Origin of the sequence: uncultured Friedmanniella sp. (genome assembly GCF_964244285.1) — a bacterium.
Lineage (GTDB): Bacteria > Actinomycetota > Actinomycetes > Propionibacteriales > Propionibacteriaceae > Microlunatus.
Genome location: NZ_CAXTHT010000006.1, coordinates 178,681 through 191,786, shown reverse-complemented (window position 1 = coordinate 191,786; position 13,106 = coordinate 178,681). Strand labels below are relative to the sequence as shown.

Genomic DNA, 13,106 nt, shown 5'->3' with positions numbered 1-13,106 from the left:
GTCCACGCCCTCAGCGAGGAGGGTGGCACGCCGTCAGTGGTGGGGGCCGCCGATGATCTGGCCGCGCGCGACCTCACCGCCACTGGCCTCGGCCTGCAGGAACATGGCGTCGTTCCGGGCCTGCTCGATGGCCTCGTTCTCGTCGGCGTCGGAGGTGTAGATCCCGAAGTCGACGATCCGCAGCCCCTTCGGACCGATGTGGTCCTCGATGGCGTCGATGTCCAGGATGTTGGAGTCCGGCGCCAGCGTCGCCATCCACTGCACCCAGATGTCGCGCTCGACCTGGGTCTGGCTCTTGGCCTGGGGATTGATCGCGTCGGCGGCCGCGCGCAGGGCGGCCAGCTCCGTCAGCTTGGTGGTCAGCTGCGTCGTGGCGGCGGTGAGCTGCGCGTCCTGCTGCTCGAGCTGGGCCAGCCGGGTGGCCAGCGTCTCGGGGGTCAGGGTGCTCGTGCCGCCGGCCTCCCACACACGGACGTCGGCGACCAGGTCGGCCAGCGCCATCGCGGCCTGGTGCGACGCCTGCGACAGGGGCGCGACCTCCAGGCCCGAACGGTAGATCGCCGCGACCTTCTGCCACATCGCCACCTGCTGGATCGAGGGCTCCAAGCCGGCGCTGCTGATCGACTGGCCGGCGACCTGGGTGAGCCCGGACGCAACCGAGGCGACACCCGCCGAGGCGACGCCCTGCACCGCCGACGACGCGGCCGCCGTCCCGGCCTCGGCGAGGGTCAGGGCGAACCAGCCGGCGGCCGTCGACGGCAGCACGAAGGCCGCCGCGAGCCCGGCGGCGGTCCCGCAGATCACCCCGACCACGATGTCGGTCCAGCGCTGCTGGTTCTGCGCCTCCTGCTGGGCGGCGTTCAGCACGCCCCGAAAGGTGCCGAAGGCGGCGGTGTAGACCGTCGAGATGGCCGCGAGCTTCTCCCGCGTCGTGTCCCCGAGACCGAGCGTGGCGGTGGCGTACTGGGTGGCCAGGGTGACCCGCTGGTCGGCGTTGGTCCGCAGGGTGGCCAGCCGCGCCAGCGCGGCCGCCTGGCTCGGGGGCTTCGGTGCCCGTTGAACCGTGGGCTTCCCGGCCAGCACGGACGCCACCGCCCGGTTGCCCGCCCCGGCCTGCAGCCGCTGCACCGCGGCCGGCCCCAGCGGACCGGGCCGCGCCGGCGTCACCAAAACGGGCTGCGCCGGCGTCACCAAAACGGGCTGCGCCCGTGGCTGAGCCAGCTGGGGCTCTCGGTCCGGTCCCATGACGCCATCCTGCGTCAGGGAGGCGCAGGCGGGAACAGCCCGCCGGGGGTCTGCCTGATGGGGCACCCAGCCGTGCCTGGCCACCCCTGCCCTGAGGGCCGCCGCGGTGGCAGGCTGGAGGGAGGGGAGCCGGAGGACCACGTCTGAGCGGGAGGAAGCCGTGACGGAGAAGCTGGTCGAGGAGCGGAGCGACGGGCTACGGCCGAAGGGCGCCCGGATCGAGGGCGAGCAGCACCGGCACGCGGGAGCGGCGGCCGGGGCCGGCCGGACGGACGCGCTGGACGCCGACTCACTGCTGGAGCTGCAGCGTACGGCCGGCAACGCCGGGGTGGCCTCCCTGTTGGAGGAGGAGCCCTCACCGGTGCACGACGTGATCGGCTCCGGCGGCCGGCCGCTGGAACCCGACGTGCGCACCGAGATGGAGGGCCGGCTCGGGCACGACTTCGGCCACGTCCGGGTGCACGACGACGCGGCCGCCGGCGCGTCGGCTCAGGCCGTGAACGCCCACGCCTACACAGTCGGCTCCGACGTCGTCTTCCAGCGGGACCGCTACGACCCCGCCTCGGCCGAGGGGAAGGTGACGCTGGCCCACGAGCTGACCCACGTCATCCAGCAGAGCCAGGGTGAGGTGGACGGGTCGCCCGCGGCGGGCGGCATCCGGGTCTCCGACCCGTCCGACCGGTTCGAGCAGGAGGCCGCCGCCCACGCCGAGCACGTGATGTCAGGCCCGGCGCCCGGTCCCGCAGGACCGGCGGTCGCGAGCGACGGCTCGGCGGGGACGGCCGTCCAGCGCGAGGAGCTGCCCGAGGAGGAGGAGATACTGCAGGGCTCCTTCGTGCAGCGCGAGGCCGACCCGGAGGAGCTCGAGGACGAGCACTCGGCCTGAGCCCGGAAGGACGGCGCCGCCCGCCCCGGGTTCCTGACCGCTGGCTGCGGACCGAACGCACGCGCTGACGGATGCTCCCGCCGACCCGGCGGGGGCTTCGTGCTGCCGTTCTTCCCCGGTCCGCTGCCCGGACGGGCAGGAACTGCTGCCCGACGGTGAGTCCGGTCGGCCGTAGAGGGGCCAGGCCCACCGGCGGCAGGCTGCAGGCAGGTGCTCATCGACCCTGACGGGTCACCGCGCCACCGTCCAACCGCCGAACCGCCACGTCCGTGGCCCACGAGGGAGCCAGCATGCCGACCTACCAGTCGCCCGGGGTGTACGTCGAGGAAGTCGCGGCGGGCGCCCGTCCGCTCGCCGGCGTGGGGACCGCCGTCGCCGCGTTCGTGGGGCTGGCCGAGACCGGCCCCTTCAACCGTCCGACGCTGGTCAGCAACTGGACCCAGTTCAGCACCGCGTTCGGCGGCTTCGTCACCGGCAGCTACCTCGCTCAGGCGGTGTACGGCTACTTCATGAACGGCGGCGGCAACTGCTACATCGTCCGGATCGGCCAGGACCCCGGGCCGAGCGGACCGGCCCCGCGGAGCGCCCGGGCCCGTGAGCTGGCCGCGGCCCCGACGGCCCAGATCGGCCGGCTGCGGGTCTCGGTGATCGAGCCGGCAGCGCAGCCTGGCGAGGTGAGCGTGCAGGTGAGCGACCCGGGCGGGGACGCTCCCGGGGCCGACCTGTTCAAGATCATCGTGAAGCGAGGTGGGGAGACCGTCGAGGAGTTCGACCGCGTCACCTTCGCCAAGGGCAAGCAGAACGTCGTCACCATGATCAACACCGCCTCGAAGTTGATCAACGTCGAGGAGACCACCAGCGGAAGCGTCGAGCGGCTGGCGAGCGGCGAGGTCGCGCTGGTGGCCCCGCCCGCACCGGCCGCGCTGCCGTCGGACCGGCTGAGCGCGGACGACTACGTCGGCGACGTGGCCGACCGCACCGGGTTCGCCGGCCTGGAGGCCGTGGACGAGGTGACGATGCTCTGCGTCCCGGACCTGATGAGCGCCTACCAGCAGGGCGCCATCGACCTGGACACGGTCCAGGCGGTGCAGCTGGCGATGATCGCGCACTGCGAGCTGATGGGCGACCGGATCGCGATCCTCGACCCGCCGCCCGGCTTCAACGCCCAGCAGATCCTGGAGTGGCGGGTGGACAAGGCGCGCTACGACTCGATGTACGCCGCCCTCTACTGGCCCTGGATCCAGACCATGAACCCGGCCACCGGACTGCTCTCCTACCTGCCGCCGTCCGGTCATGTGGCGGGCATCTGGGGCCGCAACGACGACACCCGCGGCGTGCACAAGGCGCCCGCGAACGAGGTGGTCCGCGGCGCGGTCGACCTCGAGATCAACATCACCAAGAACGAGCACGACCTGCTCAACCCGGTCGGCATCAACTGCGTCCGGGCCTTCCCCGGTCGCGGCATCCGGGTCTGGGGTGCCCGCACCCTCTCCTCGGACTCGGCCTGGCAGTACCTGAACGTCCGCCGGCTGTTCAACTTCTTGGAGGAGTCGATCCTCGACGGCACCAACTGGGTGGTCTTCGAGCCCAACGACGACGCGCTGTGGGCCAAGATCCGCCGCACCATCTCGGCCTTCCTGGTCAGGCAGTGGCGGGCGGGGGCGCTCTTCGGCAGCACCCCGGACGAGGCGTTCTACGTCAAGTGCGACTCCGAGACGAACCCGAGCGAGGGCATCGACGCCGGGCAGGTCGTCTGCGAGATCGGCGTCGCGCCGGTGAAGCCGGCCGAGTTCGTGATCTTCCGCCTGGCACAGTACTCCGGCGGCGCCAGCCTCGTCAGCGAGTAGACCCGCACCCTCCTCTTCCCGAGTTGTCAGAACTGAGTTGCCCCGGGGGACAACCCCGTTCTGACACGTCGGGAGAACCACCAGCAGAAAGGCACCACCGATGGCACTTCCCGAGGGCGACAGCTCAGTCGGCCACTCGTTCGGACTCGAGTTCGACGGCATCACCATCAAGGCGATCACCGAGGTCTCCGGGCTCAAGATGGAGCAGGACGTCGTCGAGTACAAGGAGAACGGACCGGACGGCAAGTACCAGATCCGCCGGCTGCCGGGCCGTCCGAAGGCGCCCGACATCACCTTGACCCGCGGCCTCACCCAGGACCAGAGCTTCGAGAAGTGGGTCAAGGACAGCCGCTTCGGCAAGATGGCCGACGTCCGCAAGGGCGGGGCGATCATCGTCTTCGACTACGAGGGCAACGCGGTCAAGCGCTACAAGCTGACCAACGCCTGGCCGAAGAGCCTGGAGATCGGCAGCCTGAAGGCCGGCGACACCTCCTACCTCACCGAGAAGCTCGTCCTCACCTGCGAGAGCATCGAGGTCGAGTGATGCGACGCGGCTCGCTGTCGGACACGCTCGCCGACCCGCTCGAGGGCTGGCCGGGGGAGTCGACGTCGAACCGTCCGCCGGAGGCGCCCCGGAACGAGCTGCAGACGGAGTTCTCCTTCGTCCTGCCGCGCGGCTACGTCGACGGCGCGGGCACGCTGCACCGCGACGGGGTGATGCGGCTGGCCACGGCCCGCGACGAGCTGGTGCCGTTGCGCGACGACCGGGTGCGCGAGAACCCGGCGTACCTCACCGTCGTGCTGCTGGCCCGCGTGCTGGTGCGGATCGGCAGCATCGAGGACGTGCACGCCGGGCTGGTCGAGAACCTCTTCGCCGCCGACCTCGCTTTCCTGCAGGACCTGTACCGCCGGGTCAACACCGAGGGCCACACCCGGGCGGCGGTCACCTGCCCGGCGTGCGAGCACCGCTTCGCCGTCGACGTCGCCGGAGGCCGCCTGGGGGAATAGAGACGTACGCCGCCGACCGCCTCTACGCCGAGGTGGCGTACGTCGCCTACTACCTGCACTGGTCGCGGGACGCGATCCTCGACCTCGAACACGCCGAGCGGCAGCAGTTCGTCGCCCAGATCGGCGCCCTGAACACCCGGATCCAGTCCGGCTGAGCCCGGCTCGGCCGTCGAACGAGAGGTAGGCGGAATGGCCTGGTGGCCGTGGCGGGGCCTCGGTGGCGAGCCGACACCCGCGGCCGGCGCGCCGCACGAGGTGGCACCCGCGGCGGCCACGGAGGCGTACGGGTGCGACTGGGCCGAGCTGGCCCCGGTCCAGCGCGTCCTCGAGCAGCCCGTCGCCCCCGTGGCCCCGCTCGACGCCTTCCGCGCCGGCCTGGCGACCAGCCGCGACCCGAGCTTTCTCGCCCCGCTCGGCCACGCGGTCGACCCGTCGGCCGGCGGGCTGGCCGAGGGGATCGCCGGGGCTGTCCCGCCCCGGACCCGTCCCGTCGGTCCGGAGCTGGCCGTGCCGCCGCGTCCCTCCGTCCCGCCCGCCCGGGTGCAGCGTCGGATCGCCGGTGGGTCGACCGCGGCTGGGGCGACCCCGACGAAGGCGATGACCGCCGCTGGAACGGCTTCAGAGCCTGCACCCGAGGCGGTCTCCGCGGCGGCAGCCGAGCCCGATCCTCAGCGCGTCGCGGCACCGACACGCGTCCTGGCCGCGGTGGCCGAGCCCCCGGCGCCGGCCCGCGAACGGCCGGCGCTGCCGCTGGCCGAGCTGCCCGTGGTCGGCCGGCGGGCGAGCGAGCCGCTCCCGTCCCGACCTGCGCCATCGGCCGGGGTGGTCGCGCCGGCCGCGTCCCGGGAGCCCGCGACGGAGAGTGCTCCGCTCAGCGGTTTCGCCGCAGCCATCGCCGCGATCGGCGGTGAGGAGCAGCCCGCCGCCACGGCGCACGCGCTCTCGACGGAGTCCGGGCACGACGCGCCGTTCTCGTCGGTGCCGGCTTCACGCGCGTCGTTGACCTCCGGCCCTGTCCTTGCTGCGCCGGGTGGTGCAGAGTCGGTCGTGCCGGCGCTGGCGATGCCGGGGCCGGTCGTCATGCGACGGGTGGGCCCGGACCCGATCGACCCCGGATCGATGAACCCCACCCCGACCAGAACCGGCCCGACCAGAACCGGCCCGACCAGAACCGACCCGACCAGGACCGACACGGGGGTGGAGCCGCCGAGCCTTCGGCCGACCAGCCGGGAGTCCGTCGATGCGACTCCGGCAACCCCGGACCATGCCTCGGATGACCTCGCTGGCGCGTTGGACGACCAGCCTCTCCTCGGAGCCGCCCGGACCGACCCGAGCCTTGCTGCTGCGCCGAGCGCCGTGCCCGACCCGCTCGCTCCTGGAGCCGCCGAGCCGAAGCTGACCGTGGTGTCGCGGTCGGTCGACCGGGGCGCGGCCCGACCGCTGACGGTGGCCCGAGCCGTCGCCGCCTCCAGCACCCCCACGCTCGGGACCCCGACCAGCCGTCCCCTCGCCATCGCACCGCCGGTGACCGGGTCGCCCGGGGGTGCGCGTCGGCTCGAGGCCGCCGCCGTGCAGCCGCTGCGGTTCGTACCCGTCGGCGCCCCGGCGTCGGCCGGCAGCGTCCGTCCGACAGCGGTGGTCCAACGCGTCGCGGCAGCACCGACGGTGGTCGGGCCGGATCCCGGGCTCGCGTCGTCTCCCCCCGGCCCGGGCACACCGCCGCCCGCGGTGCGGACCGCAGCCTTCAATGAGCTCGCGTCGAGCGTCGCGCCTGCGGTGGTGCCACCGCGGCCCGTGGTCGGGTCGTCCGCCTCCTTCGCCCAGATGTTCTCGGCCGGTACTCCGGCCGCCGAGGCGGGTCGCACCGGACCCATGAGCGTGCCGTTGCAGCGGCGCGTCGACGTGGACGAGGTGCAGGTGGTCGGCCAGCCCGACCCGGCTGGGCCGGCAGCCGCCGATCCGCCCGGCGACCCGGTCGCCGCGACGAACAGCAACCCGTCCCCGGGGGCGGCGTCGGCTGCCCCGACCGGCGCCGGGGCGGGAGCGGGAGCCTCCGGCGCCGACCTGGAGGAGCTCGCGCACCGGCTGTACGAGCCGCTCTCCGCCCGGCTGCGGGCCGAGCTCTGGATCGACCGTGAAAGGGCAGGTGTGTGAGCGTGGCGGAGAACCAGGACCCGGCGGTCAGCGTCTGCTTCACCGTCCGGATCGACGACAACGACCTGGGGTGGTTCAACACCTGTGAGGGCCTCGGCCTCGAGGTCGTCCTCGAGTCTCGCGAGGAGGGCGGTAACAACGGCTTCGTCTGGCAGCTGCCGACCCGGATCAAGTACGGCAACGTCAAGCTCAGCCGCCCGGTGGGCAAGGACAGCGCCAAGCTGACGGCCTGGCTGTGCAGCTTCGCCAACGGGGTGGCGCGGCAGACCGCCACGATCTGCGCGATGACCGGCGACCGGGACGTGGTCGCCACCTGGAACCTGGACGGCGTCATCCCCGTCCGGTGGTCCGGCCCGAGCCTGAACCCGGACACGGCCAAGGTGGCGATGGAGACCGTCGAGCTGGCTCACCACGGCTTTCTCCCCGGCCGGGCCGGCACGTGAGCGGCCCGCTCGCGCTGCACACGGCGGCCGCCGGTGCCGACCTGGGTGCGCCCGGTGGAGCGTCGGGTGGCGGCCAGGGCCGGCCGCAGCTGGACAGGGCCGCGCTGACGCTCTACGACTGCGCCCCGTCGGCCAACGGCAGTGCCGCGCCCGGGGCCAAGCGGGGCTCGGTGCCGTTCCAGTTCAACCCGAAGGAGGTGACGATCACCAAGTCGGCGAAGTGGGCCCGCCAGACCAGCAAGGGCTCGAAGAAGGCGGGTCCGCCCGAGTTCAGCGGCCCCGAGCCCAGCAAGATGACGCTGGAGATGTTCTTCGACGCCACCAGCGCGCGGGACGGCTCGGTCGTGCAGGCGGTCGAGGCCCTGCTGGCCTGCTGCGTCGCCACCGAGGAGAGCGCCGGCTCGAAGAAGCCCTCGCCGCCGCTGGTGGTGCTGCACTGGGGTGCGGTCTCGAGCTTTCCCGCCTTCGTCACCTCCGTCAGCGCGAAGTACACGCTCTTCAACTCCGACGGGACCCCGATCCGGGCGCTCTGCAGCGTCAGCCTGGAGGAGATGCCCGGCGAGGCGCCCCGGCAGAACCCGACCTCGGGCAGCCAGGAGGTCCGGCGGGTGCACCGCACCATCGCGGGCGACACCCTGGCCTCGGTCGCCTACGCCGAGTACGGCGACCCGAACGCCTGGCGCGCGCTCGCCGCGTTCAACGACATCGACGACCCGCTGCGGGTCGGCACCGGCCGGGTGCTGCTGCTGCCGACGGCCGAGGAGCTGGCCGCCGCCGTCCCGGTCCGCTCCGCTCCACCGTCCCGCTCCCTGAGCCTGTCGCCCCGCTCCCTGAGCCTGTCGCCCCGCTCCCTGAGCCTGTCGTCCCGCTCCCTGAGCCTGTCGTCCCGCTCCCTGAGCCTGTCGAAGGGGAACCGGTGAGCATCTCCGCGACCTGCCTGGTCGAGATCGACGGCACCGCGCTGCCGGTGGACCTCGTCCCGCTGCTGACCACCGCCTTCGTCGACGACAGCCAGCAGCTGCCGGACATGTTCGCTCTCCGCTTCCGCGACCCGGCGCGGCTGGTGCTGAGCAAGACCTCGGCCAAGGTCGGCTCGCTGGTCAAGCTGAGCGTGCAGACCGCCGAGACGGGCCCGCCCGAGCTGCTCATCTCGGGCGAGGTGACCGCGCTGGAGGCCGAGTACGACACTGCCGGCACGTTCACCGTGATCCGCGGCTACGACCAGACGCACCGCTTCTTCCGCGGCCGCCGGACCGCCAGCTACCAGCAGATGACCGCCTCCGACATCGCCAGCGCCATCGCGCAGCGGGCCGGCCTGAAGGTCGGGGCGGTCACGGCGACCACCACCGTCTTCCCGCACCTCGGCCAGGCCGGCCAGACCGACTGGGAGGTCCTCTCCCGGCTGGCCCGCGACAACAACCTCGAGGTCACCGTCCGGGAGGGCTCCTTCTCGCTGTCGCCGCCCGCCGCCGCCTCCGGGGCTCCGGCTCCGGGTGGGCCCGCGACGTCGGACCCGCTGGTGCTGCGGCTCGGGCAGGACCTGCTGCGCTTCCGCTCGGTCGTGACCTCGGCGCAGCAGGTCAGCTCGGTGGAGGTCCGCGGCTGGGACGTCGCGACCAAACAGGCGCTGACCGCGACCGAGTCCGCCGCCACCGAGCGGATCAGCCTTCCCACCGTCACCCCGCAGGACCTGGCGTCGGCCTTCGGGAGCCCGGTCCACGTGGCCACCGACGTGCCCTACCGGACCCAGGCCGAGGTGGACACGGCCGCGAAGGCCCTGGCCGACGAGGTGGCCAGCGCCTTTGCGGCGTTCGAGGGGGTGGCCCGTGGGAACCCGCAGCTGCGGGCCGGCGCCCCGGTCAGCGTCGACGGTCTGGGCATCCCCTTCGACGGCAAGTACACGATCACCACCTCCCGGCACCGGTTCGACCCGACCACCGGCTACACGACGGCGTTCTCGGTGACCGGTCGGCAGGACCGGACGCTGCTGGGGCTGACCTCGGGCGGACCGGCGGCCACGGGGGGTACGCGGCTGTCGGGGCAGGCGGGCGTGGTGGTCGGGCAGGTCAGCGACGCCGCCGACCCGGAGCAGGCGGGACGGGTCCGGCTCACCTTTCCCTGGCTGTCCCCGGACTACGTCAGCGACTGGGCCCGGACGGTGCAGGCCGGGGCGGGTAAGGACCGCGGCCTGCAGATCCTGCCCGAGGTGGGCGATGAGGTGCTGGTCGCGTTCGAGCAGGGCGACGTCAACTTCCCGACCGTCCTGGGCGGGCTCTACAACGGGGTCGACACGATGCCCGTCGGACCCGTGGAGGTGGTGGACGGCGGCAACGGCCAGATCAACCGGCGCTCCTTCGTCTCGCGCGAGGGCCACCGGCTCGACCTGGTGGACTCCGGCGGTCACGAAGGCGTCCAGGTGGTCACCGGCGACGACCAGCTGAAGCTGGTCATGGACGCCAAAGGCACCACGATCACCGTGCACGCCGACGGCAAGGTGCTGATCGAGGGCTCTCAGGGGGTCACCATCGACTCGGCCGGCTCGGCGATGGAGCTCAAGGGGTCGAAGATCTCGCTGCTCGCCACCCAGGGCGTCAGCGTCGACGGCGGGGGCGGGGCCGTGGACGTGAAGTCCGGCAGCCAGCTGACCTTGACCGGCGTCAGCGCCAAGCTCGAGGGCAGCGGCACCACCGAGGTCAAGGGAGGCGCTCTGTGCTCGGTCTCTGCCGCACTCGTCAAGATCAACTAGCTCAGGACCGGCTATCCCAAGATCAACTCGAGCAAGATCAGCGGTCCGTCCGGAAGGAGACCTGATGCCACCAGCAGCGAGGGTCGGTGACCCGACGGGGCATCCGGGGGTGATCGCGCCGCCCGGGGTGCCGACGGTGCTGATCGGCGGGATGCCTGTGGCGACGGTGGGGACCCCCCACATCTGCTCGTTCCCGCCCCCGGCGGTGCACCCGCCGACCGCGATCGTGCCGCCGGGCTGCCCGACGGTGCTCATCGGCGGCCTGCCGGCCGCGCGGATGGGCGACCTGGCCGCCTGCGGTGCTCCGATCGTGCTCGGCGCCCCGACCGTGCTGATCGGCGGTTGAGGTGGCCACGGCGCTGGGCCCGGCGGACGGGGCGGGCGGGGACTTCATCGGGGCGGGCTGGTCCTACCCGCTGGGCACCGACGCGACCGGCGGCGTCGCGCTGGTCAACCGCGAGCGCGAGATCGAGCAGGCGATCCGGCTGATCCTCGGCACGGCCTGCGGCGAGCGTCCGATGCGGCCGGAGTTCGGCTGCCGGATCCACGACCACGTCTTCGGCGCCGCCAACTCGGCCACGGCCGGCCAGATCGCCTACGACGTCCGGCAGGCGCTGGAGCGCTGGGAGCCGCGGATCGAGGTCCGCGACGTGACCGTCGGCTTCCACGCCATCGAGTCCGGCAGCCTCTACGTCGACATCACCTACCTGGCCCGCGGCAGCAACGACCCGCGCAACCTCGTCTTCCCCTTCTACGTCATCCCCTCCCACGACGAGGACCGGCCCGTCGAGGTCGGCCCTGCCGCCAGACCTCTCGGAAGGCGCTGACATGCTGCCCGCACCCAACCTCGACGACCGGACCTTCCAGGACCTCGTCGACGACGCCAAGCGACTCGTCCAGCAGCGGTGTCCCACCTGGACCGACCACAACGTCTCCGATCCCGGCGTCACCCTGATCGAGGCGATGGCGCAGATGGTCGACCAGCTGATCTACCGGCTCAACCGGGTGCCCGACCTGCACTACGTCAAGTTCCTCGAGCTGATCGGCGTCGAGCTGCGTTCACCGGCGGCCGCCCGCGGTGAGGTCACGTTCTGGCTCGCCGCGCCCCAGCCCCAGGTGGTCCGGGTACGCGCCGAGAGCGCGGTCGCCACACCGCGGACCGACATCCACGACCCCGTCGTGTTCACCACCACGCGCGAGCTGGACATCATCCCGTGCGTCCTCGGCTCGACCGCGGCGCAGGCCAGCGGTGCGGCCCCGGTCGACACCACCGCCACCCTCGGCCGGGGCGGCTTCAAGGTCTTCAGCGCCCACCCGGCCGTCGGCGACGCCCTCCTGGTCGGGCTGTCGGACGCCGTCCCCTGCTGCGCGGTGCTGCTGCGGATGGACTGCCAGGTCTCCGGCCGCGGCGTCGACCCCCGCCGGCCACCGGTGGTCTGGGAGGCGTGGACCGGGTCGGGTTGGACGGCCTGCGAGGTCGGCGCGGACGAGACGGGCGGCCTGAACAAGCCGGGCGACGTCATCCTGCACGTGCCGGAGGGGCACACCACCTCGGTCGTCGCCCGCGAGCGGGCCGGCTGGCTGCGCTGCCGGCTGGTCCAGGCCCAGCCCGACCAGCCGACCTACACCGAGCCCCCGACCGTGCTCGGCGTGACCGCGTCCACCATCGGGGGCACGGCCCCGACCGTGCACGCGGAGGTCGTGCACGGGGAGCTGCTCGGCCGCTCCGACGGCACCCCCGGGCAGCGGTTCCTGCTGCAGCGCCGACCGGTCGTCGCCTCGCCCGCCCCCGCCGAGCTGACCCTCCGCAGCGGGGAGGACGAGACGGTCTGGACGGAGGTGCCGCACTTCGCCCAGTCGGGGCCCCAAGACCAGCACTTCCGCATCGACCACCACGCCGGTGAGGTGCAGCGCGGTCCCGCGGTGCGCAACCCCGGCGGCGGGCTGCAGCACTACGGCGCCACCCCGGCGGCCGGGGCCACGGTGCTGATGGGCCCGTACCGGACCGGCGGCGGCCAGGCCGGGAACGTCGCCCGCGGCCAGGTCCGGGTGCTGAAGACGAGCATCCCTTACGTCTCCCGGGTGGAGAACCGCTCGCCGGCGGTGGGCGGGGCCGAGGCGGAGTCTCTCGACGACGCCAAGGCCCGCGGGCCGCTGCTGCTGCGGTCGCGGGGCCGCGCGGTGACCGCCGAGGACTTCGAGGAGCTCGCCCGTGACGTCGCGCCCGACGCCGCACGGGTCCATTGCGTGCCCGAGGAGGGGACGATCTCGGGCGTCCGGCTGCTGGTGGTGCCCTACGTGGCCGCCGACGAGGTCGGCCGGATCGACCGTGCCGATCTCGACCCGCCGTGGCAGACCCTGGAGCGGATCAGCACCAACCTGGACGCCCGGCGCCTGGTCGGCACCCGGTTGCTGGTGCAGCCGCCGGACTTCCTCTGGCTGACCGCGGTGGTCAGCGTCAGCTCGCGGCCCCGCTTCGACCCGGCCGAGGTGCGGACCGAGGTGCTGCAGGCGCTGTACCGGCTGTACGACCCGATCGTCGGCGGCCCCGACGGCACCGGCTGGCCGTTCGGCCGTTCGGTACAGTCGCACGAGGTGCACGCGGCGCTGGCCCGGATCGCCGGGGTGGACATGGCCCGGGAGGTGACGGTCGCGCTCTACCCGGCCGAGGCCGACACCGGCCGCCGCAGCGCGGCCGCAGAGCGGATGGACCTGCCCGCGACCGGGCTGGTCTACTCCTTCGAGCACCAGGTCCGGGTGACCCCATGACCCGGGTG

At 73.2% G+C, this 13,106-nt stretch carries 13 protein-coding genes; 12 read left to right on the top strand and 1 reads right to left on the bottom strand.

Annotated features, from left to right (window positions below; all coding sequences use genetic code 11):
• Positions 1-33: 33 nt before the first annotated feature.
• The gene (locus ACFE7W_RS15580) at positions 34-1,245 is read right to left on the bottom strand and encodes a hypothetical protein (protein ID WP_375425729.1); all 1,212 of its coding nucleotides are present in this window, start codon (positions 1,243-1,245) and stop codon (positions 34-36) included.
• 160 nt (positions 1,246-1,405) lie between these two features.
• Between ACFE7W_RS15580 and ACFE7W_RS15575 the strand changes: the two genes are divergently transcribed.
• The 12 genes from ACFE7W_RS15575 to ACFE7W_RS15520 all read left to right on the top strand — a co-directional run bounded on the left by ACFE7W_RS15575 (position 1,406) and on the right by ACFE7W_RS15520 (position 13,098).
• On the top strand, positions 1,406-2,131 hold the full coding sequence (locus tag ACFE7W_RS15575) for a DUF4157 domain-containing protein (protein WP_375425728.1): 726 nt from the start codon (positions 1,406-1,408) through the stop codon (positions 2,129-2,131).
• Positions 2,132-2,421: 290 nt separating this feature from the next.
• Positions 2,422-3,978, top strand: a complete 1,557-nt coding sequence (locus ACFE7W_RS15570; RefSeq protein WP_375425727.1) for a phage tail sheath family protein — start codon at positions 2,422-2,424, stop codon at positions 3,976-3,978.
• Positions 3,979-4,078: 100 nt separating this feature from the next.
• On the top strand, positions 4,079-4,522 hold the full coding sequence (locus ACFE7W_RS15565; protein ID WP_375425726.1) for a phage tail protein: 444 nt from the start codon (positions 4,079-4,081) through the stop codon (positions 4,520-4,522).
• Positions 4,522-4,986, top strand: coding sequence for a hypothetical protein (locus ACFE7W_RS15560; protein ID WP_375425725.1), 465 nt, complete (start codon positions 4,522-4,524; stop codon positions 4,984-4,986). Before ACFE7W_RS15565 ends, ACFE7W_RS15560 begins: the two co-directional genes overlap by 1 nt.
• Positions 4,935-5,141, top strand: coding sequence for a DUF6760 family protein (locus ACFE7W_RS15555; RefSeq protein WP_375425724.1), 207 nt, complete (start codon positions 4,935-4,937; stop codon positions 5,139-5,141). Before ACFE7W_RS15560 ends, ACFE7W_RS15555 begins: the two co-directional genes overlap by 52 nt.
• A 34-nt stretch (positions 5,142-5,175) precedes the next feature.
• Positions 5,176-7,140 (top strand): hypothetical protein, encoded by a 1,965-nt coding sequence (locus ACFE7W_RS15550; protein WP_375425723.1) that lies wholly within the window; start codon positions 5,176-5,178, stop codon positions 7,138-7,140.
• Between the two features lie 2 nt (positions 7,141-7,142).
• Positions 7,143-7,583: a phage tail protein gene (locus ACFE7W_RS15545; protein ID WP_375425722.1), complete on the top strand. Its 441-nt coding sequence runs from the start codon at positions 7,143-7,145 to the stop codon at positions 7,581-7,583.
• Positions 7,580-8,503, top strand: coding sequence for a peptidase M23 (locus ACFE7W_RS15540; protein ID WP_375425721.1), 924 nt, complete (start codon positions 7,580-7,582; stop codon positions 8,501-8,503). Before ACFE7W_RS15545 ends, ACFE7W_RS15540 begins: the two co-directional genes overlap by 4 nt.
• Positions 8,500-10,329, top strand: coding sequence for a VgrG-related protein (locus ACFE7W_RS15535; RefSeq protein WP_375425720.1), 1,830 nt, complete (start codon positions 8,500-8,502; stop codon positions 10,327-10,329). Before ACFE7W_RS15540 ends, ACFE7W_RS15535 begins: the two co-directional genes overlap by 4 nt.
• Before the next feature lie 64 nt (positions 10,330-10,393).
• Positions 10,394-10,675, top strand: a complete 282-nt coding sequence (locus tag ACFE7W_RS15530) for a PAAR domain-containing protein (RefSeq protein WP_375425719.1) — start codon at positions 10,394-10,396, stop codon at positions 10,673-10,675.
• A gap of 1 nt (position 10,676) precedes the next feature.
• Positions 10,677-11,156, top strand: coding sequence for a GPW/gp25 family protein (locus ACFE7W_RS15525; RefSeq protein ID WP_375425718.1), 480 nt, complete (start codon positions 10,677-10,679; stop codon positions 11,154-11,156).
• Position 11,157: 1 nt separating this feature from the next.
• Complete coding sequence (locus tag ACFE7W_RS15520) at positions 11,158-13,098, top strand: putative baseplate assembly protein (RefSeq protein WP_375425717.1); 1,941 nt, start codon at positions 11,158-11,160, stop codon at positions 13,096-13,098.
• Positions 13,099-13,106: the final 8 nt, after the last annotated feature.